The 20626-nt window shown below is 61.5% G+C and carries 20 protein-coding genes, 1 tRNA gene and 1 pseudogene; 17 read left to right on the top strand and 5 right to left on the bottom strand.

The genetic code is table 11. The features are described 5' to 3' along the window. The first annotated feature begins 78 nt into the window (after positions 1-78). From EOC94_RS02090 to EOC94_RS02100, 3 genes are all read left to right on the top strand, one after another. Positions 79-153, top strand: a tRNA-Glu gene (locus EOC94_RS02090). A gap of 210 nt (positions 154-363) precedes the next feature. Further along, on the top strand, positions 364-945 hold the full coding sequence (locus tag EOC94_RS02095; RefSeq protein ID WP_127288431.1) for a VOC family protein: 582 nt from the start codon (positions 364-366) through the stop codon (positions 943-945). Between the two features lie 27 nt (positions 946-972). Next, positions 973-1863, top strand: a complete 891-nt coding sequence (locus tag EOC94_RS02100; RefSeq protein ID WP_127288432.1) for a glutathione S-transferase family protein — start codon at positions 973-975, stop codon at positions 1861-1863. A 445-nt stretch (positions 1864-2308) separates the two neighbouring features. Here the strand turns inward: EOC94_RS02100 and EOC94_RS02105 are convergent, their stop codons facing one another. Next, positions 2309-3193, bottom strand: a complete 885-nt coding sequence (locus EOC94_RS02105) for a hypothetical protein (RefSeq protein WP_245329979.1) — start codon at positions 3191-3193, stop codon at positions 2309-2311. 428 nt (positions 3194-3621) lie between these two features. Between EOC94_RS02105 and EOC94_RS02110 the strand changes: the two genes are divergently transcribed. Further along, positions 3622-3993, top strand: a complete 372-nt coding sequence (locus EOC94_RS02110; RefSeq protein ID WP_127288593.1) for a hypothetical protein — start codon at positions 3622-3624, stop codon at positions 3991-3993. A 215-nt stretch (positions 3994-4208) separates the two neighbouring features. Here the strand turns inward: EOC94_RS02110 and EOC94_RS02115 are convergent, their stop codons facing one another. Both EOC94_RS02115 and EOC94_RS34480 read right to left on the bottom strand, forming a co-directional pair. Further along, complete coding sequence (locus EOC94_RS02115; protein WP_126104617.1) at positions 4209-4424, bottom strand: hypothetical protein; 216 nt, start codon at positions 4422-4424, stop codon at positions 4209-4211. Between the two features lie 268 nt (positions 4425-4692). Beyond that, positions 4693-5118: a hypothetical protein gene (locus tag EOC94_RS34480; RefSeq protein ID WP_245465468.1), complete on the bottom strand. Its 426-nt coding sequence runs from the start codon at positions 5116-5118 to the stop codon at positions 4693-4695. A 34-nt stretch (positions 5119-5152) separates the two neighbouring features. Here EOC94_RS34480 and EOC94_RS02120 point away from each other — a divergent pair, with 34 nt between their 5' ends. Continuing rightward, entirely contained in the window at positions 5153-5854 is a 702-nt protein-coding gene (locus EOC94_RS02120) for a DUF2865 domain-containing protein (RefSeq protein ID WP_245465469.1), read from the top strand. Positions 5855-5878: 24 nt separating this feature from the next. Beyond that, the gene (locus tag EOC94_RS33960; RefSeq protein WP_185928127.1) at positions 5879-6181 is read left to right on the top strand and encodes a hypothetical protein; all 303 of its coding nucleotides are present in this window, start codon (positions 5879-5881) and stop codon (positions 6179-6181) included. On the opposite strand, the gene EOC94_RS33965 is transcribed toward EOC94_RS33960, so the two are convergent. Then, entirely contained in the window at positions 6176-6412 is a 237-nt protein-coding gene (locus tag EOC94_RS33965) for a hypothetical protein (protein WP_185928128.1), read from the bottom strand. The two genes, EOC94_RS33960 and EOC94_RS33965, sit on opposite strands and share 6 nt — an antisense overlap. 168 nt (positions 6413-6580) lie before the next feature. Here EOC94_RS33965 and EOC94_RS02130 point away from each other — a divergent pair. From EOC94_RS02130 to phoB, 7 genes and pseudogenes are all read left to right on the top strand, one after another. After that, a pseudogene (locus EOC94_RS02130) lies at positions 6581-7040 on the top strand (response regulator); the annotation flags it as partial. 507 nt (positions 7041-7547) lie between these two features. Then, entirely contained in the window at positions 7548-8552 is a 1005-nt protein-coding gene (locus EOC94_RS02135) for a PstS family phosphate ABC transporter substrate-binding protein (protein ID WP_126104619.1), read from the top strand. Between the two features lie 121 nt (positions 8553-8673). Continuing rightward, the gene (gene pstC, locus EOC94_RS02140) at positions 8674-10062 is read left to right on the top strand and encodes a phosphate ABC transporter permease subunit PstC (protein WP_127288433.1); all 1389 of its coding nucleotides are present in this window, start codon (positions 8674-8676) and stop codon (positions 10060-10062) included. After that, positions 10055-11668 (top strand): phosphate ABC transporter permease PstA, encoded by a 1614-nt coding sequence (gene pstA / locus EOC94_RS02145; protein WP_127288434.1) that lies wholly within the window; start codon positions 10055-10057, stop codon positions 11666-11668. The genes pstC and pstA overlap by 8 nt, the downstream gene beginning before the upstream one ends. 12 nt (positions 11669-11680) lie before the next feature. Further along, complete coding sequence (gene pstB, locus EOC94_RS02150; protein ID WP_095487180.1) at positions 11681-12496, top strand: phosphate ABC transporter ATP-binding protein PstB; 816 nt, start codon at positions 11681-11683, stop codon at positions 12494-12496. Positions 12497-12531: 35 nt separating this feature from the next. Further along, complete coding sequence (phoU, locus tag EOC94_RS02155; RefSeq protein ID WP_127288435.1) at positions 12532-13239, top strand: phosphate signaling complex protein PhoU; 708 nt, start codon at positions 12532-12534, stop codon at positions 13237-13239. A gap of 16 nt (positions 13240-13255) precedes the next feature. Then, on the top strand, positions 13256-13945 hold the full coding sequence (phoB, locus tag EOC94_RS02160; RefSeq protein WP_031254097.1) for a phosphate regulon transcriptional regulator PhoB: 690 nt from the start codon (positions 13256-13258) through the stop codon (positions 13943-13945). Between the two features lie 34 nt (positions 13946-13979). Here phoB and EOC94_RS02165 read toward each other — a convergent pair whose 3' ends face one another. Beyond that, positions 13980-15227 carry an ROK family protein gene (locus EOC94_RS02165; protein ID WP_095487176.1) on the bottom strand — a complete coding sequence of 416 codons (1248 nt, stop codon included), beginning with the start codon at positions 15225-15227 and terminating at the stop codon, positions 13980-13982. Positions 15228-15494: 267 nt separating this feature from the next. On the opposite strand from EOC94_RS02165, the gene xylF reads away from it, so the two are divergent. The 4 genes from xylF (at position 15495) to EOC94_RS02185 (ending at position 20577) form a co-directional block, all read left to right on the top strand. After that, the gene (gene xylF / locus EOC94_RS02170) at positions 15495-16535 is read left to right on the top strand and encodes a D-xylose ABC transporter substrate-binding protein (protein WP_095487174.1); all 1041 of its coding nucleotides are present in this window, start codon (positions 15495-15497) and stop codon (positions 16533-16535) included. A 145-nt stretch (positions 16536-16680) separates the two neighbouring features. Continuing rightward, the gene (locus EOC94_RS02175; RefSeq protein ID WP_095487172.1) at positions 16681-18012 is read left to right on the top strand and encodes a sugar ABC transporter permease; all 1332 of its coding nucleotides are present in this window, start codon (positions 16681-16683) and stop codon (positions 18010-18012) included. Between the two features lie 12 nt (positions 18013-18024). Then, positions 18025-18825 (top strand): ATP-binding cassette domain-containing protein, encoded by an 801-nt coding sequence (locus EOC94_RS02180; RefSeq protein WP_095487170.1) that lies wholly within the window; start codon positions 18025-18027, stop codon positions 18823-18825. Between the two features lie 129 nt (positions 18826-18954). Then, positions 18955-20577: a CHASE domain-containing protein gene (locus EOC94_RS02185; protein ID WP_126104625.1), complete on the top strand. Its 1623-nt coding sequence runs from the start codon at positions 18955-18957 to the stop codon at positions 20575-20577. Positions 20578-20626: the final 49 nt, after the last annotated feature.

Below are 20626 nucleotides of genomic sequence, written 5' to 3' on the forward strand. Positions count from 1 at the left end.
TATTTTCCCGGCACTAGAGACTGTCCGAAGGCCAGTTGCTTTTTCCCAGCCGTCAGCCTATATCGCCGGTTCTTGAACGCGCCCATCGTCTAGCGGTCAGGACACCGCCCTCTCACGGCGGGAACAGGGGTTCGATTCCCCTTGGGCGTACCAAGGATTTCAAATTTGCGTACACGGGTATCGCCGTCGGTCAAAGCCGGAGCCGTCGCTTCTGGTGCGGCGCCCTCAATTGAATTAGCATCGCTTCATGTAACCGAAGGGCCAAGGGTCCAGGACGGTGCGCAGAACGCCGCCGGGACGAATCTGTCGCGCAGCGAATAGATCGACGCTCGTCGGGAACGAGAAGATCTAGGGAGAGGGCCAATGCAGAAACTGCAATCGCAGGGTGTCCATCACATCACCCTGGTCGGCGCCGGGCGCCAGACCTCCATCGACTTCTGGGAAGGCGTGCTTGGCATGCCTTTCATCTTCGAGCAGCCCAACCTCGACAAGGCCAGCGAAAGCCACCTCTATTTCGATCCGGGCGATGGCCGGCTGATCACCATCTTCACCGACGAGAGCCGCACGCCGGAGAAACGGCGCACGCCGACCGATCCGGGCTGCGTCCATCACATCGCGTTTGCGGTGTCGCGCGTTACCTTTCTGCAGGCGGTCGCCCGGCTCGACGAGCGCGCCATCAAGCATAGCGGCGTCAAGGATCGCGGTTTTATGGATTCGATCTATTTCGAGGATCCGCTCGGCCTGCTGATCGAGCTCGCCTCCTACCGTTTCGAGCCGCCGGCGGGCTTCACCCACGCCGACGTTCTGATGCAGGCGCACAAAATCCGCGTTGGGCGCGGCGACTACGCAATAGCCGAAGTGCATCTCGCCGACGCGATCCAGGCGCTGGTCGAGCGCTCCCGCGCAACCTTGTCGGACGACCGGACACCGAAAAATCCATACTGACGACAGCAACCCCGAGGGAGGAACTCAATGGCAAAGACGACAACGAAGAGTGCGAAGAAGCCGGCCGCCAAGGCCGCTACGAAACCAGCTGCCAAGGCCGCAACAAAGCCTGCAGCGAAGGCGTCGAAAGCTTCCGCCAAGTCGGCAACGAAAGCCGCCGCAAAACCTGCAGCCAAGGCATCCGCGAGGTCCGCGCGGATGGCCGTAGCGAAATCAGCGAAGAAGCCCGGACTGACGCTCAGCATGCTGAAGCCGAGCGTCAATAATATGAGCGTTCGGGTGTTTGCGCGGGCGGCCGGGCTCGATCATTCCGAGACCGACGTATGGGGCCACACGCGCTCGCCTGAATACATGGCGCGAAACCCAGCCCATTTGACGCCGATGATCGAGGACAAGGGCCTGCCGAGAGGCGTCTTGTGGGAAAGCTGCGCCATCATGCAGTATCTCGCCAACAAGCATGGGCTGGAGAAACTATATCCGAAGGCGCCGGCCAAGCGGGCAATGATCGACAGCGCCATGTTCTACCTGATCGGCACGCTCTACCCCTATGTGGCGCGCGCCACCTATCCTGCGCTGAACTTCCCGCAATATGCCGGCGAGGTCGGCCACAGCGACGCCCACCCCGACAGGAAATCGGAGGCCCAGAAGGCCGCGGCGGCCGCAATTGCCGAGCCGCTGGAGGTCTTTCACTCCTTCTTCAGGAACGGCAAGCCGTTCATCGGCGGCAAGAACCCATCGATCGCCGACATCCGCCTGGCGGCGACGCTCGAATTCCTCGCCGTCATCGACTACGCGCTGCCCCAATGGGCAAAGGAATATATGGCGGCGATCGAGAAGAAGCTCGGCAAGGCCTACGCGGAGCCGGCCAGCGACGTGCGCGGCTATATCGCCTATGTGAAGTCACAGGCCGAGGCGTGAGGCTTTCGCTCTAACGGTTGCTTCCTAAGCCGACCTAAAACAGAGGTCGAAAGCCCTGCCTTTTACTGGACGTAAGAATGTTTGAAGCGTCGACGAAGAAGCGACGGTTGACCTGGGGGCATGGGTCCCGATGATGGGGCCGCGCGGGTGGCGTCCATGGAAGGGACTGTACATGACCCGCAAACTACCTTTATTCGCCGCGTTCGGTTTGGCGCTTGCTGCCCTGGCGGCGTGTGACCAAACTCAATCAGGAGGAACGCAGGCGACGACCGCTGGCCAATTGCCGCCACCTCCAGCCGACACGATGACGCCGGCACCCGCAACCCCGCCAGCTCAGACCGCCCCTGTTCAGTAGCAGATCGTAGCTTCAAAAATGGAACCCTCGCCCAAGGCGGGGGTTCACTTTCGGCATCGCCAGAGCCCAACAGGTTGTTGCGCTTGTCGTTCAGGGACCGAATATCACAAGCTCGGTGAACGTCAGATCTCCAAGCGAGGGTGGTTTGGGGCCCTTGAAATATTTCAGCCCCCTGTTGTGGCGGTACCGCCCGTGCAGACCTGCAATCGGCTCCTTGGCGTCGACGACGCAAAGCAGGATGCCGCTTCGCAAGAGAAAGCGCCCCACAGCGCCGGCGCACCGGCTCAAATCCGCGAGGGAGCGGCAATAGATGACCTGATAGCACGGGACAAGACCGCGCAATATTCGGCGCGGCATCAATACGAAAGGAAACGCCACGCCGTCGCAAATGCAAATCAATGACATGCAGCCCAGCGCGGAGTGTTCCGAGAGTATGTATCTCTCACTGTCGGGCAGCATCGCCATTTCCGCAAGATCGGGACGAGCCTCGAGCACGCGATATGACTGCGGCACTGAATTCAAAGCCGGCAAGAAGGCGAATTGTCCGGTGGAAAAGGGGCGAAAGCCGAGCGCCCAGTTAGCCTTTAATGTCGCGGGCGCCGGCGAAATATTCGTGTACGTCACGTCCCTTTGCTTGAGAATCGTCGTAACCAATTTGGCGCCATAGGGACGGGATTCCGCGTCGACGGACCAGCTTGAAAGGTTGCAGCGGACTTCGTCCCCTTCCTGCCCGCGATAACGGGTATATAGGGTCAGCACAACGCCAACGATCCGACCAGCCTTCTCCAAAGCCAAGCCGTATTGTGGGAACTCGGCGACGGCAGGCCGCTGCGACAAACGGGTCAGCGCCTGTATCCAGTAATTCCGGTCACGCTTCGGAAAGCCCCGGCACAGGCAGTCGACCACCCCTTCCCAATCAGCTTCGCGAATTGGTCGACAGAGAACGTCGGGAGGGAGGGCGCCAAGCACGGCCATAAAACGACTTCCAGAATACGATAGTTACTTCGATATGTCTCACGCGCCAACATGTTGGTGCACAACGATTAATAGTCTGTGCTGGTTTTAAAAACGACTTTCCGCATTCATCACGAAAACGCCGATCAAGGTTGGCCAGGACGCGTCGGTGAGCAGCCCGCCAGCTAAGGATTTGTTAACCAAAGCCCTATCTACTGATCGGCAATTCACCCCCAATCCGTGACCACGGATGTACTGGCGCGGGCGAGGTGAAAAGGAAAGGTCGGCCATGTGCCGGCCTTTTTGCTCTCAAGGGCCATTTCGCCCGGGAAACTGCGGCCTGACTTCGCGAATTGCCGGGCATCAAGCCTTCGCAAAACATATTGTCATCGTCGCCATTGTCCGTACCATATCGCTGTGCGGGCAAGGCGGAAGGACGAGGACTTGCAATGAAACGCGCTGCAGGGCTGTGGGTGATTGCGGGCGCGGTATTGGCAGGCGCCACCTGTCAATCGAATGCCGCATCGCTCAACACCATGGATGATGTCGGGGCTGCGATCCAGGCGTGCTGGACCCCGCCGGCAGATGCCGGGAATTCAACCGTCACGTTGAGCTTCAGCTTCAAGCGCAATGGCACGCTGATCGGCCCGCCCAGGCCGGCTGCCATCAACGTGACCGGCGACGCGAAGGCACGGCAATCCTTTGTCGATGCCGCGATCGCCGCCGTGGAAGACTGCTTGCCGCTGAGCTTTTCGCCGGCGCTCGCCCAAGGGATTGCAGGCAACGTCTTCACCCTGCAATTCAGCTCGCCCAAACAGTAATCGGGCGTCACCCCAAGCAAAAGCCCGCTCGTTTCCGGGCGGGCGCATTCAGCCACGCGTAGTCCGGTGGCGCCATCCCAAAGCGATCGGGCCGAAATCCGGTACGAGATGTTAAAGCGCGTCGCGTTGAAACGGATTCAATCGACGCGCTTTAAGCCTTTGTTTTTATGCATGTCGTTCGCCCAAAACCGCTGCGCACTTTTGGGCGACATGCACTAGTGCTGCCCGCGCCTCGCGTTGACATGGCGTGCCAATTCCGGTGTCTCGAAGACGTAGTCGCTCCAGGCCGATTCCGGAATCTGGCCGGACAGATAGCATTCCAGCAAAAGATTTTGCTCAGGACTGAGAGGTCTCGGCGCGCGCTCATGGTCCAGTCCAAGCGAATGAAACAGATTTCTGGTCAGGCCCGAGACAGTGAAGTGAATCGACATGCGCGTCTCCTTTGACCGTCCAGCGCATGGCCCAAGACCGGAAAGGACCATGCGCCAAATCAAAACGTTACAGCGGCCTTTCGCCCAAAGGGACGCGCGGCTGCAATGGCCATTTAACGCCGAAGACAGGACAAAGGTTTCAGTGCGAAACTGCCGGTAACGCCGGATTGATCGGAAATTCACCGGTCGATCGAGGAGTCCGAAACCTGCCAGTCAGGTCAAATTTTCGGCAGTGGCGCGGGTAGCCGGCATTGTTTTTGGTTTCGTCTCAATCTTGAAACAAAAGTGCAATATTGAATTTACGCGAATACATGTAATACACTAGTATTAAAGTCTCTTGAAACTGCAATCTCGCTGGAATTAGGTGGTGCTCATTTAGAGAACCCTTATTCACCATCAACAAAGAATGCGGTTCCAGGTTATCGGCAGAAACAATGGCAATGGTCGCTCCAATGACACGCTTCTGGTCTGACATGTTTCTTGTGCCGGTATTGGTGACGGCATTTATGCTCGGCACTTCCTCTTCATACGCGGATAGTTGCAGCGCGATCAAAAGCCAAATGCGTTCGGCCGAACGCGGCGGCGGGTCGAGCCCGCAGCTTGCGCAGTTTCGCCGGCAGCTTGTTGCGATCCAACGGTTGGAGAAACAGCGCCAATGTTCGGCCAAAAGTTCGCTGGTCGGGTTCTTCTTCAACCCTTGTGCCGATCTCGTCAGGAGCAAGGCAGAGGTGCAACGCCAGATCGCGGCCGCATCGAATGCGGGCAGGAATACAGCCGGCCTGCGGGCCAGGTTCGCCGCCCTGGGCTGCGCGCCCACCGCCAAGCAACAGAATCGGCAGAAAGAGCAGCAGCAGGACCAGCGTTCGGCAGCCAAAACCCAGTCCGCTGGCCTGAAATATGCTGGCAGCCCGATGCTGTTTTGCGTGCGCCTGTCGGACGGATATTTCTTCCCCGCGCCAAAATCGCAGTTCGCCAAAAGAGACGATCTGAAGGAGACCGTCGATCAGTGCCGCTACATTTGCGACGATGCCGGTGTCGACCTCTATACGCTGGAGGATGCCAGCCTCGAGACCGAAGCGATGGTCGCTCTCGAGACGCGAAAACCCTATACGGAGCTTGCGGCCGCTTTCCGGTACCGCGACGACGCCAATTTCAAGGCTTGTAGCGTCAAGCGGTATTCCCGGCGGGTCGCCGAACTCAGGGCGCGGACGGTAACACCCGCCAACATGGCCAACGCCATCATTCCATTGCCGACGACAAAGCCGGATCTTGGCGCCGTTGCGGAAATTCTCGGACCCGATGCCAAAGCTCCGGATCTCGGGGCTCCCACTGCCGAAGCCAAGGGCGCCGCCCAGCATCAGTCGATCGAAAAATTGACCGCAACGCGGCCGGTAAGGGTGGTCGGACCGGCTTTCTTCCCCGAAAACTGACCCCGTGGAGTTCAGGTCACCGCAATGCCGGTCGGCTATTCGCAGACCATGCGGACCCGTTTTCCGGGTTGGCTGACATTCCTGCAGGTGAGCGGTTTTGCCGGCTCGGATGACGGCGTCGGCGGATCTTTGGAAATCCTGGTGATTTGCCTTCTCGGCGCCACGGGGGTGTTGGTTCTGCGGACCGCGGCTCTTGTCGGCGTTTCGGGCGCGACAGGAAACACATCGGTCTGCAACTGGGGCTGTTCGGCTTGCGCCTGCTGCGGCGGCCTGTCCCAGAACCGCCGGACATCGAGCGGCCTTGGAATGACGACGGTGCCGTCATAACTGCGCGAGCAGCCGCTCCCGAACAGCAGCATCGGGCACAGCAAAAAAGGCAGAATCCGTCCCAACATCGGCAACACCCTTGCGGGATTGTAACGCCGCTTCGGTTCTAGCGGCAACCGTCGGAATATCGCGGGCAAAATCAAAGGGCCGCAGCGTCCGTAGCGCGCCCGAAACGAGGCGCGGCGCTGCAGTGTGGCGAATGCGAATTCGCCCCAGCTTGGAGCGGCGCAACGAGCGAATTCCAAATCCGATGCACTGGTCACGGTCCGTTAAGGTTAGCGGAACGTTGATGCTTGTGGGGCACATTCCGGCGCGCCGCCGGCCGACGGTTCCGAGAACGACATGGCGCAGTCATCGCCGGTGCAACCGCCGCTGCCCGTATATGGAGCCGCGTCCGGGCGGGCGCTGCTGCAGCCGCCACCGGTTCGTCCCCGCACCAGCACGCCGGCGGGCACCGGGCATCGGCTGGACATCCTCGTTGCCGAGGACAATGAGGTGAACCAGATGGTTTTCACCCAGATTCTCGGCGAAACCGACTACGGCTTCGAGATCGTCGGCAATGGCCGCAAGGCGCTCGATGCCTTCGGCAGGCTCAATCCGCGCATGATCCTGATGGATGTTTCGATGCCTGAGATGAACGGCCACGAAGCGACCGCCGCTATTCGGCGGCTGGAAGAAGAGACCGGCGCGCACGTCCCGATCGTCGGCGTCACCGCGCACGCACTGAAGAGTGATCGCGAACGGTGCCTGGAGGCGGGCATGGACGTTATCTGCCCAAGCCCATCAGCCCAGGGCCTTGCTGGAAAAGGTCGAACGCTGGCTCGGCGCGGACGGCGAAATCCAGCGCAACGCGGGATAGGCATCCGGTCAGGCTGCAAGAAATTCAGCTGAGATTCGGCGACGCATTGCGGACGAGACTATGGTGCGATCGCACCATACCAAAGCGTGCGCCGGGTTGGGACAATAAGCACATTCGAGCTCCGCCCCTCCAGTTACGGGCGGGAGCAGCGACCGCCGGCAAGAAACAGGGTCAGATTTACCCCAACGGACCTGTTTCGGCGATGGCGCGGCCATGACCTCCTTTGGCCGCATGCAACGCGCTCCCGCCCGGATTTTCTTTTTCGGCGCAAATTTGCACCGCCAGTCGAAGGGAAATGCCGGCTGGAAACCGTGCAAGCTGCTGATTCCAGCGGCAAACCACGGCTGTGCCGGCGAGACCCGCGGCGCTTCCCTTTCGACATGGCTGTGCGGCGTTACCGGGCTGACATCAAACTGTCATGCGACTGTTATAATCGGGGGCTATTGGCCTCAGCGGGCGCCGAAGGAATGGCGCCGAGAGACCATATTCCGAACAGGAGCAGGCCACATGAAGAAATTCCTCCTTACGGCGTCGGCCGCGGCGCTTGCGCTCGCCGCGTCGGCTGGTTATGCCGCCGCGCGCGACCAGATTCAAATCGTCGGTTCGTCCACAGTGTTCCCCTTCACCACGGCTGTCGCCGAAAAGCTCGGCCAGAGCGGACAGATCAAGACCCCGGTCGTCGAATCGACCGGCACCGGCGGCGGCATGAAGCTGTTTTGCCAGGGCGTCGGCGAAAATACCGCCGACTTCACCAACGCCTCGCGCGCCATCAAGGACAGCGAGCTTAAAACCTGCAAGGCAAACGGCGTGACGCCGGTCGAGATCAAGGTCGGCTTCGACGGCATCGTGCTCGCCAACTCGAAGGCAGGGACTGTCGTTGATCTGACCAAGGAGCAGGTTTTCAAGGCGCTCGCCAAGAATGTCGCAGTTGACGGAAAGGTCGTCGCCAACCCCTACAAGAACTGGTCGGATGTCGATGCGTCGCTTCCCGCGACAAAGATCGAAGTGCTTGGCCCGCCGCCCACGTCTGGCACGCGCGACGCGTTCGTTGAACTCGTCATGGATGCGGCCTGCCAGGAAGAAGTGAAGGCGGCTAATGAAAAGGGCTGCGGCGAAATCCGCGAAGACGGCGCTTTTGTCGAGGCCGGCGAAAACGACAATCTGATTGTCCAGAAGCTGGAAGCCAACCCCAATGCCTTCGGCATCTTTGGTTTCTCGTTCCTTGACCAGAATGCCGACAAGCTGCAGGGCCACAAGGTCGACGGCGTCGAGCCGACCTTCGAGAACATCGCATCCGGCAAGTACGGCGTTTCCCGCTCGCTCTTTATCTATGCCAAGAAAGAGCATGTCGGCGTCATCCCCGGCATGCAAGAGTTCATCGCCGAGTATACCTCGGAGGGTGCATGGGGTCCTGAGGGTTATCTGGCCGACAAGGGCCTGATCCCTCTGCCGGACGCCGAGCGCGCCACGTGGGCCGAAAACGCCAAGGCCCTGAAGGGCATGGGCTCCTGATTTTTTTGGGGTCCGGGCAAATATCCGCTCTGACCCTCATGCTCTAAAGCACAAAGCGCGGGACCAACGTCCCGTGCTTTGAGCCGGTGAATGGCCGGCGGTCGAGGGGACGTCCTGAATCATGGTCGGTTATCTCGTTGTTCTTCTGTTAGTTCTGGCTGCTGCGGCCTATTGGATAGGCCGCACACGCGCCATTGCCAGTGTCAATGGCGACGTCGCCCGGCTGCATTCGCTGCCTGGCCAGCATGGCATGTTCCTGGCGCTTTTTGCCGCCGGTCCCGCGCTGCTTGCGATCGTGCTGTGGTCGATGGTGACGCCGGGAATTGAATCGTCGATCATTGCCGACCGCTTCTCCGCCGAGCTGTCGGGAATGGGCATTCCGCAGGTCGAAGCTTTCATCCGCGACGCTCGCGCGATGGCCTTTGGCGGGCTTGTCGGCTTCGCCGATCCCACGAAAGAGGCGGCCGCGGCCGTCTACAAATCGATCCATACGAGCAGCAGCTGGATCATCTGGGCCGTCGCGCTCATGCTTTCCGCGTCCGGATTTTACTGGGCCTATTCGCGCATCGCGCAGGCCTACCGGGCGCGCCACGTTGTCGAGCGCGTTCTTCGCGCATTCTTGATTACCTGTTCGGCGGTCGCGATCCTGACGACGATCGGTATCGTCTTGTCGCTCATCTTCGAATCCTTGCGGTTCTTCCAACAGGTGCCGCTCTATAAATTCCTGTTCGGCACACATTGGTCGCCGCAGAGCGCCTTCACCGGCGCCGGAGCGGAAGCCGGAGCGGTCAACCAGGACATTTTTGGCATGGTGCCGCTCTTTGCCGGCACGTTGCTCATCACCTTCATTGCCATGCTGGTAGCTGCGCCTATCGGGCTGATGGCTGCGATCTATCTTTCGGATTACGCCTCCAAAAGCGTCCGCGCGGTCGCAAAGCCGGTATTGGAAATCCTTGCTGGCATTCCGACCGTCGTCTACGGTTTCTTCGCTGCGCTGACGGTTGCGCCCTACTTCCGTGGTCTGGGCGAAAGCCTGGGTCTCAACGTTGCGTCAGAATCCGCGCTCGCCGCAGGCGTGGTCATGGGCATCATGATCATTCCCTTTGTTTCCTCGCTTTCCGACGATGTGATCAACGCCGTTCCGCAATCCCTGAGGGACGGTTCCGCCGGCCTCGGCGCGACCAAGTCTGAAACCATCCGCAAGGTGATCCTTCCGGCGGCCCTTCCGGGCATCGTTTCGGCGATGCTGCTCGCAGTCAGCCGCGCAATCGGTGAAACAATGATCGTGGTCATGGCCGCAGGGCTGGCGGCAAATCTCACGGCCAACCCGCTCGAAGCGGTCACAACAGTGACGGTGCAGATCGTGACGCTGCTTGTGGGCGATCAGGAATTCGACAGCGCCAAGACGCTTGCAGCCTTCGCGCTCGGCCTGGTGTTGTTCTGCATCACGCTTACCCTCAACATCGTCGCTTTGCGCGTCGTCCAGAAATACCGAGAGCAATATGACTGATGCGATCGCGTCATTCGGCGCCGGCAGACGGCCGGTCAGCATTCATACCGACGATGCCGCGAAGGCACGGCTGAAGGGCCGTTACCGCGCGGAAACGTGGTTCAAATGGCTTGGCGCCGCAGCCGTCGCGTTGGCCGGCTTGTTCCTTGTGCTGCTCTTGTCGACGATCGTCACGCAGGCGATCCCGGCGCTGCGGCAGAACTATCTGACGCTGCCGATCGATCTTTCGGCGGCCAAGGTAGACCCGGCGAAACTCGACGCCGTCAACTACGACGCCATCGCCCAGGAAGCGCTTACGGCAAAATTTCCGGATGTGACGAGCCGTCAGGACAAGCGCCTGCTGCGCGGACTGATTTCCACGGGCACAGGCGTGTTCCTGCGCAAAGATATCGCTGCTGATCCGGGGATGCTCGGAGGAACTGTGGACTATGCGGTTCCACTTGACGATTTTGCCGATCTTTATCTCAAGGGTTTGCTTGCCGACGTCGGTTCGGACGAAGCGATTTCGACAAGCGTCACGCCTTCGCAAACCAGCGGCGACATCGATCTGACCTTCGGCGACGATGCCATGCTGGCGCTGGCGCGCGGCCATGGCGCGACCGAGGGCGAAAACGGCATGCTCACGCTGACGAGCGGCGCGTCGTCGCTGCTGGTCGCGTTCAACGGCGGCACGGTCAAGCTGACCGCGCTGTCGCCTGGGGCCAACGGAACGGCGGTCGCAAAGGGCACGGTGATCGAGGCGCTGGACAGCACGGCGCCAGCCGCAAGCGGCCAGGCATTCCTGCGGGTCATCGACACGCCGGAAGCATCGCGAAAGATTTCGGACAAGGTGATCGTCTGGCTCGACACGCTGAAGAGCGCCGGCCTGATCGAAAGCCGGTTCAACTCGATCTTCTTCTTCACCGGCGCAAGCCGCGAGCCGGAACTGGCCGGTATCTGGGGCGCGGTCGTCGGATCGTTCCTGACCATGATCGTAACGCTCGCCATCGCCTTCCCGATCGGCGTTTCGGCGGCGATCTATCTTGAGGAATTTGCGCCCAAGAACCGGCTGACGACGATCATCGAAGTGAATATCAACAATCTGGCGGCGGTGCCTTCGATCGTCTTCGGCCTGCTTGGACTTGCCGTATTCCTGAATTTCTTCGGCCTGCCGCGCTCGGCCCCGGTGGTTGGCGGCATGGTGCTGGCGCTGATGACCCTGCCGATCATCATTATAGCCTCACGCGCTTCGCTGCGCGCCGTGCCACCGTCGATCCGCGAGGCCGCACTTGGCATCGGAGCGTCCAAGGTCCAGACCGTATTCCATCACGTCCTGCCGCTGGCGATGCCGGGTATCATGACCGGCACCATCCTCGGAATGGCGCATGCGCTGGGTGAAACCGCGCCGTTGCTGATGATCGGCATGGTCGCCTTCATCGTCGACATTCCCGGTGGCTTCACCGATCCCGCGACGATCCTGCCGGTGCAGATATTCATGTGGGCCGATTTTCCTGAAGCGGGGTTCCAGCAGAAGACTTCGGCGGCGATTTTGATTTTGCTGGTGTTTTTGGTCATCATGAATGCCATCGCGGTGATACTGCGCAGGCGCTTCGAGCGGCGCTGGTAAGGAGTAGAGGATATGAACATCATGACGGAAGCCAGCGTCGAGCAGAAACTGAGTAGCGGAACCAACGAGCCTTCGATCAAGATGAAGGGCGAAAAGGTCTCCGTTCATTACGGCGAGAAGCGAGCTCTGTTCGACGTGGATCTCGATGTCCGCGAGAACCAGGTGACGGCGTTGATCGGCCCATCGGGCTGCGGCAAGTCGACCTTTCTGCGTTGCTTGAACCGAATGAACGACACGATCGACATCGCGCGGGTAAGCGGCAAGATCACGCTCGACAACGAGGATGTCTACGACCCGAAAATCGATGTCGTCGAGCTGCGAGCTCGCGTCGGCATGGTGTTCCAGAAGCCGAACCCGTTTCCGAAGTCGATCTACGAAAACGTCGCCTACGGTCCGCGCATTCACGGTCTGGCCAGGAGCAAGGCGGAGTTGGACGGCATCGTCGAATCGAGCCTGAAGAAGGCCGGCCTGTTCAACGAGGTCAAGGATCGCCTGCTCGAGTCGGGCACTGGCCTTTCCGGTGGCCAGCAGCAGCGCCTGTGCATTGCGCGCGCCATCGCTGTGTCACCGGAAGTGATCCTGATGGACGAGCCGTGTTCTGCGCTCGATCCGATCGCCACCGCCCGTGTCGAGGAACTGATTGACGAACTGCGCCAGAACTACACGATCGTCATCGTCACCCATTCGATGCAGCAGGCAGCGCGCGTGTCGCAGCGCACGGCGATGTTCCATCTCGGCTATCTGGTCGAGGAGGGCGCGACCGACAAGATGTTCACCAACCCCGACGACAAGCGCACCCAGGACTACATCACCGGCCGGTTCGGCTAAGCGGTCCGGCGAATTTCGAGCACGAGGACAGTATCATGGGTGAACATACCGTCGCATCTTTCGACGAGGAACTGGAGCACATCGACAGGCTGATCCGCGACATGGACGAGCTTGCCGCCGCGATGGTCGCAGCCTCGATCCGCGCGTTGCTCGCGTCAGATAATGCGATGGCGCAGCGCGTCGTCTCGGATGACGCCATCATGGATGCGCGGCAGCGTGAACTCGACGACAGCGCGATCACGCTGATCGCCAAGCGGCAGCCGATGGCGCAAGATCTGCGCGCCGTGGTTGGCGCAATCCGGATGGCCGGCGATCTCGAGCGCATCGGCGACCTAGCCAAGAACATAGCCAAGCGGGTCAGCGCCGTCGGGCAGAGCGCCACGCCGCGTAATCTCTCGCACGGTATCGACGCGATGGCGGATCTCGTTCTCGAGCAGCTCCGCGGCGTGGTCGAGCACTATGTGTCGCGCAACGCCGGCGCGTTGAAAGAGCTGCGCGCCGCCGACGAGAAGATCGACGTGAAATACACGGCGGTTTTTCGCGAACTCCTGACCTACATGATGGAGGATCCGCGCAACATCACCGCCTGCACGCATCTTCTGTTCTGCGCCAAGAATCTCGAGCGTATCGGCGATCATGTCACCAACATCGCCGAGAACGCCTACTATGTCGTGACCGGGCAGCAATTGCCGGCGGATCGGCCGAAGCTCGACGAAACGACGATGCCGGCGTCGGCGACATGACAGGGGTAACCGGCCGATGATCGCGCCGCGCATCATGGTGGTGGAGGACGAAGAGCCGCTGGGCGTCCTCCTTCGCTACAATCTGGAATCCGAAGGCTATCAGGTCGAGGTGGTGACGCGCGGCGACGAGGCCGAAATCCGGCTTCAGGAAAACGTGCCCGATCTTCTGGTGCTCGACTGGATGGTGCCGGCGGTTTCGGGCATCGAGCTTTGCCGTCGCCTTCGGGTGCGTCCCGAAACCGAGCGGCTGCCGATCATCATGCTGACCGCGCGCGGCGAGGAAAGCGACCGGGTGCGCGGCCTCTCGACCGGGGCCGACGACTATCTGGTCAAGCCGTTCTCGACACCGGAATTCATGGCCAGGGTCAAGGCGCTGCTGCGCCGCGCCAAGCCCGAAGTGCTGTCCAGCGTGCTGAAGGTCGGTGACATCATGCTCGATCGCGAATCGCACAGGGTCTATCGCAAGAAGAGCGAGATCCGGCTCGGGCCGACCGAATTCCGGCTGCTCGAATTCATGATGCGGCACCCGGGTCGGGTGTTCTCGCGCAGCCAGTTGCTCGACAATGTCTGGGGCGAGACGATCTACATCGACGAGCGCACGGTGGACGTCCATGTCGGCCGGCTGCGCAAGGCGGTCAACAATGGCCGCATGCCCGATGTCATCCGCACCATCCGCGGCGCGGGCTATGCGATCAGGGAAGACTGAACAGACTGCCTAAATTCAAGCTGCGTTCTTCCATTCAGGCCACGTGCTTCCTGGCCGTGCCGGACTTCCCTTGCGCGCCCGGCGCGAAAATCTCCTGGTCGACGAAGCTCAGCGCTCGCATGGCGCAGCCTTCGCGGATCAGCGGCAGCTCGTTCGGCTCAGTGTCGAAGGAAATCGAACCCGAATGCTGACCGCCGGCGGTCTGAGCGATGGCCTCGCGCAGGGCCGGCTCGATCAGGTCGAAGGCGGCAGCGCTGGCGCCGACCATGGCGACCGGCGCCGGATCGATCAACGCGAACAGGCTGCCGAGCCCGAAGCCGAGCGCTTCGCCGGCCTTGCGGTAGGCTTCGCGCTCGGGTCCGTCCGTCTGGCGCGCCCGGGCCGCCAGTGCCCGCATCTCGGCGTCGCTGACATCGGCGACCGGCTCGGCGTTCTCGCTCAACTGCCTTGCATTGCGCCAGATGGCGTAGTTGCCGGCATAGGCCTCGACGCAGCCGCGCCGCCCGCAGCGGCAAAGCGCGCCGCCCGGCCGGTGGATCATGTGGCCGAATTCGCCGCCTGAGGAATGGGTGCCGGTGAACAGTTCGCCCTTCAGCACCAGCCCCATGCCGATGCCGTGGGAGAGCAGGATGGCGATGAAATCGTCGCGGTAGCGATCCGGGTCGCGCCAGCGCAGCGCCACGGCCATCATGTTGCAGTCGTTCTCCATGATGGCCGGGATGCCGAACTCACGTTCCAGAATGTCGGCGAAGGCAATGTTCGTCTGCGGCGTGATCGGCGACCACAACATGGCGCGCGCATGGGAATCGGTGATGCCCTGGATCGCCAGCGCGATGCGGGCGACGCTTTGGACATCGAGATCGGGATCTTCGAGCCGGCGCCGGACGATGGCGACACATTCGTCGATCAGCTCGTCGCGCGACATGGTCAGCGTGTCCAGCCGGCGCTGTTCCTCGGCGACCACTTGTCCGGCATAATCGATGACGGCGACCGAAAGGAAATTCAGCGACAACACGACGGCCAACACCGCTGCCGCTTCCGGATTGAGGCTAAGGCCGACCTGCGGCCGGCCGCGTTTCAGCGAAACGGTCTCGCTCGCTTTGCTCTCGGTCAGGATGCCTTCCTGGATGAGGTCGGAAGAGATCGCCGATATGGTCGAATGGCTGAGGCCGGTGGTCGCGGCGATCTCGGTTCGCGACGGCTGGCCTGCCCGGCGTACGGCCGAAATCACCATCGCCCGGTTGCGCCGACGCAAATCGTCATGACGGATTCCAACCGACATCCTTTGCTTCCTCCCTCTTGCCGCGGCCGCTCATGAACCGGAAGCCGTCGGTAGCGTCCGACAAATACTGGCAGAAGCAGAAGGCCCTGTCATTGTTTATTCCGGGGCTCGAAAAAAGTCGGCAGGGACATCAAAATCCATCAGAATTGATGTTGACAGCGCTTCGGCGTTGGACCAGTATTTTTTCGAGGCTCGAAAAAATAGAGCCTTTGTGCCGGCCTTCGGGCCAGTTTGGTCGCGCCGTATCGCGGCGCAGGGAGGACTATCATGAAGAGATTCGCAGCCGCCATCCTGGCGGGGGTCGCCATGTCGCTGACGCTCGCGTCGGTCGCACAGGCGAAGGACAAGGTCATTGGCGTTTCGTGGTCGAACTTCCAGGAAGAGCGCTGGAAGACCGACGAAGCCGCCATGAAGACAGCGATCGAGGCCGCCGGCGACAAGTATATTTCCGCCGATGCGCAGTCCAATCCCGGCAAGCAGCTGACCGATGTCGAGAGCCTGATCTCGCAGGGCGCCAACGCGCTCATCATCCTTGCGCAAGATGCGTCGGCCATCGGGCCGGCGGTGCAAAAGGCGCTGGACGAAGGCATTCCGGTCGTCGGCTATGACCGGTTGATCGAGAACAAGGACGTGTTCTATCTGACCTTCGACAACCAGGAAGTCGGCCGCATGCAGGCCCGCGAAGTGTTCAAGGTCGCGCCGGAAGGCAACTACGTCTTCATCAAGGGCTCGGGCGCCGATCCGAATGCCGATTTCCTGTTCGCCGGCTCCATGGAAGTGCTCAAGGATGCCATCGACAGCGGCAAGATCAAGAATGTCGGCGAGGCGTATACCGACGGCTGGCTTCCCGCCAACGCCCAGAAGAACATGGAACAGTTCCTGACCGCCAACGACAACAAGGTCGATGCGGTGGTTGCCGCCAATGACGGCACCGCCGGTGGCGTCGTCGCGGCGCTGACGGCGCAAGGCTTGGCCGGATCCGTCCCGGTGTCCGGCCAGGACGGCGACCATGCAGCGCTGAACCGCATTGCGCTCGGCACACAGACCGTATCGGTGTGGAAGGACGCGCGAGAGCTCGGCAAGAACGCCGCCGAGATCGCCTCGCAGCTTGCCGATGGCAAGCAGATGACCGACATTGCGGGCGTCAAGGACTTCACCACGCCGGGCGGCAATGCCGTCAAGTCGCTGTTCCTGACGCCGATTGCCATCACCAAGGACAATCTCAACGTCGTCATCGACGCCGGCTGGATCAAGAAGGACGAAGTCTGCGCGGGTGTCGCCGCGGGCAGCGTTGCGGCCTGCAACTGATCTGGATCATTTCGCAAGGAAACGAACGCCGCGGCTGTCAGGCCGCGGCGTTTTTCGAGAGGCTTTCCGCTTCAAATGACCGTGGAAAGCAAATAGCATTCTGTTCCGGCATCCGCGCCAGACGGCAACCCGGTCGGAGGACATCATGACCGACACGGCATCCAACCCACCGGTCGCCCACACGGCCGAAGACCGGGCGCGCGAATCCGAGCTCAGCGCCATCGGACGGTTCCTCAAGGCAACCGAGCTCGATATACGCATGCTCGGCATGGTCGGCGCTCTGCTGGTCATCTGGGTTGGAATTCACATCCTGTCGGGTGGGCTTTTCCTCACGCCGCGCAATCTCTGGAACCTGTCGGTGCAGACCTCCTCGGTGGCGATCATGGCGACCGGCATGGTGCTGGTCATCGTGATGCGCAACATCGATCTTTCGGTGGGCTCCGTCGAAGGCGTGATCGGCATGGTGATGGGCGTGGCGCAGGCCGAATTCCTGATCCGCGTCATGGGGCTCCAGGTGGGAAATCCCTGGATATGGATTATCGCATTGGCTGCCGGTGTGGTGCTCGGCCTCATGATAGGCGCGCTCCAGGGCTTCATCATCGCTTATCTCGAGGTTCCGGCCTTCATCGTGACGCTGGGCGGCTTGCTGATCTGGCGTGGCATGGCGTGGCTGATGACGAGCGGGCGCACCGTCGCGCCGCTCGACGCCACCTTCCAGCTCATGGGTGGCGGGCCGCGTGGCTCGATCGGGGCAACCGCAAGCTGGATCGTCGGCGTTCTCGCCTGTGCGGCCGTCGCTTTCATGCTGCTCAACGGCCGGTCGCAGCGCAAGCGGTTCAAGTTTCCGCTGCGTCCTGTCTGGGCGGAGAGCTTGCTTGGTGTTGTCGCCTGCGCCGCCATCCTCGGCGCCGTGTGGATCGCCAATTCCTATCCCTGGCCAATCGGCATCGTGCGCCAATACGCGCAGCGGAACGGCATCACCGTCCCCGAAGGCGGGCTGTTCATCGCCCATGGCATCGCCATACCGGTGCTGATTGCGGTCGCAGTGGGCATCGTCATGACCTTCATCACCAGGCGCACCCGTTTCGGCCGCTATGTCTTTGCCATTGGCGGCAACCCGGAAGCGGCGGAACTCGCCGGCATCAACACGCGCTGGGTGACCATGAAGGTGTTCATGATCATGGGCATATTGGCCGCAATCAGCGCGGCGATTGCGTCGGCTCGCCTCAATGCCTCGACCAATGCGCTGGGTACGCTGGACGAGTTGCTGGTCATCGCCGCAGCCGTCATCGGCGGCACGTCGCTGGCCGGCGGCTCCGGCACGGTGCTCGGCGCCATGCTGGGCGCGCTTCTGATGCAGTCATTGCAATCCGGCATGGTGTTGCTCGGCATCGATTCACCGCTTCAGAGCGTCGTCGTCGGCGCCGTCCTGGTGATCGCCGTCTGGCTCGACACCGTCTACCGCAAGCGCGTTTAGGGAAGGGCGATCATGGTTGACACAACTGCTCGCACAGGCACGCCGTTGATCGATATGCGGAACATCTCGATTGCCTTTGGTGGTATTCGCGCGGTCGACGACGCGTCGATCGACCTTTTCCCGGGCGAGGTGGTGGCGCTGCTCGGCCACAACGGTGCCGGGAAGTCGACGCTGATCAAGATCCTGTCCGGCGCCTACAAGCGCGACTCGGGCCAGATATTCGTCAATGGCGAGGAGGCCTCGATCTCCAATCCGCGCGATGCCAAGAAATACGGCATCGAAACGATCTACCAGACGCTGGCGCTCGCCGACAATGTCGACGCCGCCGCCAACCTCTTCCTCGGCCGCGAGCTGATGACCGGCTGGGGCACGCTCGACGATGGCGCCATGGAGGCCGAGGCGCGCAAGGTGATGGGCAGGCTCAATCCCCGCTTCCAGCGCTTCAAGGAACCGGTGGTCAAGCTTTCGGGCGGCCAGCGGCAGTCGGTGGCGATCGCGCGCGCCATCCTGTTCAACGCCCGTATCCTGATCATGGATGAGCCAACGGCGGCATTGGGGCCGCAGGAAACGGCGCAGGTCGGCGAACTGGTCATGCAGCTCAAGGCCGACGGCATCGGCATCTTCCTGATCAGCCACGACATCCACGACGTGTTCGAGCTTGCCGACCGCGTCTGCGTGATGAAGAATGGTCAGGTCGTTGGAACGGCGCGCACCAGCGACGTGACCCAGGACGAGGTGCTCGGCATGATCATCCTGGGGAAGTGTCCGCCCGGTGCCATTCCGGGGCCAGGTGCGCTGAAGATCGCAGCCTGAGGCTTTAAATAGCCGGCTAAATATCTGCGACATGATATGCCAGCCGTCATGATGGTTTGGCCGCGCCATTGTGTTGGCGCGGGGACTTGCCCATAAAGGTCAGGAACCGTTCATGGGCCGCAGCAGCAATTGAAGAAGTTCTTTCCGACCGTCGCTTTCATCGCCGTCGCGCTGATCAGCCTGACGATGGCGGGATTCGCCTATTTCGCGACGCAGGAAGCGGCGCGCATCAAGTTCGAGGCGACGGCGGACGACGCGCTCAACCGGATCGATAGCCGCATTGACCTGCATCTGTCGCTGCTGCGATCGACCCAGGCGCTGTTCGACGCCCGCAATGGCGGCATTTCGCGGGGCGAGTTCAAGGCGTTCTTCGATGCGCTTGGCATTAACGACAATTTCGCCGGCCTGCGCGGCATAGGCTTTCTCAGACTGGCGAGAGCCGGCGACGAGGCAGCGGTCGAGCGTGCCATCCTGCACGACTATGGCACCAGCCATGCCGTCTATCCGGATACGACATTGCCGTGGCGTACGCCCATCATGCTGTTCGAGCCGCTCGACGCTTCCAATCAATCCAGCATCGGCTACGACATGTTCACCGACCCGGTGCGGCGCGAGGCGATCGAAAAGGCGATGGCCGACGACCAGCAGCACGCGACCGGGCGCGTGCAGCTAGGCCAGGAGACAGGTGCTGCGCAAACCTTCACCGGCTTCCTGGTTTTCGTGCGGCTCAACGTCGAAACCGCGCCGGACGGCATCGATGCGTCCAGATCCTCGACATCAGGCTTTCTTTATGCGGCCTTCCGCGCCCGCGATCTGTTCCAAACCGCGCTCAGCCGGACGCCGCTGCTGCCGGTGAACATCGAAATCTATGACGGCAAGGTGGATGCCGACCATCTTTTGTTCCAGTCGGAAACGCCGCCGGTGTCGACCTTCGGCGACAGGCTGCTGGCTTCCCGCAAGATCACCATCGCCGGACGACCGTGGACCATCCTGTTCAGGCCGACAAGCGCCTTCTCGCAACCCTCCTCGCGCGCCATTCCGGTGATGCTCGGCCTGTTCGGGCTGTTGCTCGCAGGCACCATCGCGCTGGTGGCACGCTATCAGGAGCGGGCCTATGACGCGGTCTCGCTGCTTCACGAGACGACGGAAAAGAGCCTGCTCGAAAAAGACCTGATGCTGCAGGAAATGAAGCACCGCATCAAGAACTCGATCACGCGGGTGCTGGCGATCGCGCGCCAGACGGCGTCGCACGCCACCGACGTCCACGAGTTCTCCTCCTCCTTTTCGGCCCGGTTGCAAGCGATGGCGGCCTCCCAGGACATGCTGACGCGCTCGCGCTGGCAGAAGGCCGATCTCGGCGATCTCTTGCGCATCGAGCTTGGCCAGGTGTTCGGCAAGGAGCTTCCCGAGGGGATATTGTCGGGGCCAGAGGTGCTGCTCGACGAGACGACAACGCAAGCGCTCGGCCTGACCTTTCACGAACTGGCGACGAATGCACTGAAATATGGCGAAACCGGCAACTCAGTCGGCTCGCTCAAGGTCGACTGGTCGGTCGAAGGTCGCAGGCGCGATAGGACGCTGGTTCTCAACTGGCGCGAAGTTGGCCAGAAGAAGCTCGAAGCACCTGTCAAAACCGGTTTTGGCACCAAGCTGATCGATTTGAACGTGACGCGCGAATTGCGCGGCACGATCAATCGCGATTTTCACGATGGCGGATTGAGCGTGGAAATCAGGATTCCACTGTCGGGCTGAAACGCTGCCGCAAACCGACCGTTTTCGAAGGCGCAAGCAAGCAGAGACC

Origin of the sequence: Mesorhizobium sp. M6A.T.Ce.TU.016.01.1.1 (assembly GCF_003997065.1) — a bacterium.
GTDB lineage: Bacteria > Pseudomonadota > Alphaproteobacteria > Rhizobiales > Rhizobiaceae > Mesorhizobium > Mesorhizobium mediterraneum.

Excerpts from the sequence above, each read along its gene's own strand:
- EOC94_RS02095 (WP_127288431.1), top strand. The coding sequence starts at position 364 with ATGCAGAAACTGCAATCGCAGGGTGTCCATCACATCACCCTGGTCGGC.
- EOC94_RS02100 (WP_127288432.1), top strand. The coding sequence starts at position 973 with ATGGCAAAGACGACAACGAAGAGTGCGAAGAAGCCGGCCGCCAAGGCC.
- EOC94_RS02105 (WP_245329979.1), bottom strand. The coding sequence starts at position 3,193 with ATGGCCGTGCTTGGCGCCCTCCCTCCCGACGTTCTCTGTCGACCAATT.
- EOC94_RS02110 (WP_127288593.1), top strand. The coding sequence starts at position 3,622 with ATGAAACGCGCTGCAGGGCTGTGGGTGATTGCGGGCGCGGTATTGGCA.
- EOC94_RS02115 (WP_126104617.1), bottom strand. The coding sequence starts at position 4,424 with ATGTCGATTCACTTCACTGTCTCGGGCCTGACCAGAAATCTGTTTCAT.
- EOC94_RS33960 (WP_185928127.1), top strand. The coding sequence starts at position 5,879 with ATGCCGGTCGGCTATTCGCAGACCATGCGGACCCGTTTTCCGGGTTGG.
- EOC94_RS02135 (WP_126104619.1), top strand. The coding sequence starts at position 7,548 with ATGAAGAAATTCCTCCTTACGGCGTCGGCCGCGGCGCTTGCGCTCGCC.
- pstC (WP_127288433.1), top strand. The coding sequence starts at position 8,674 with ATGGTCGGTTATCTCGTTGTTCTTCTGTTAGTTCTGGCTGCTGCGGCC.
- pstA (WP_127288434.1), top strand. The coding sequence starts at position 10,055 with ATGACTGATGCGATCGCGTCATTCGGCGCCGGCAGACGGCCGGTCAGC.
- pstB (WP_095487180.1), top strand. The coding sequence starts at position 11,681 with ATGAACATCATGACGGAAGCCAGCGTCGAGCAGAAACTGAGTAGCGGA.
- phoU (WP_127288435.1), top strand. The coding sequence starts at position 12,532 with ATGGGTGAACATACCGTCGCATCTTTCGACGAGGAACTGGAGCACATC.
- phoB (WP_031254097.1), top strand. The coding sequence starts at position 13,256 with ATGATCGCGCCGCGCATCATGGTGGTGGAGGACGAAGAGCCGCTGGGC.
- EOC94_RS02165 (WP_095487176.1), bottom strand. The coding sequence starts at position 15,227 with ATGTCGGTTGGAATCCGTCATGACGATTTGCGTCGGCGCAACCGGGCG.
- xylF (WP_095487174.1), top strand. The coding sequence starts at position 15,495 with ATGAAGAGATTCGCAGCCGCCATCCTGGCGGGGGTCGCCATGTCGCTG.
- EOC94_RS02175 (WP_095487172.1), top strand. The coding sequence starts at position 16,681 with ATGACCGACACGGCATCCAACCCACCGGTCGCCCACACGGCCGAAGAC.
- EOC94_RS02180 (WP_095487170.1), top strand. The coding sequence starts at position 18,025 with ATGGTTGACACAACTGCTCGCACAGGCACGCCGTTGATCGATATGCGG.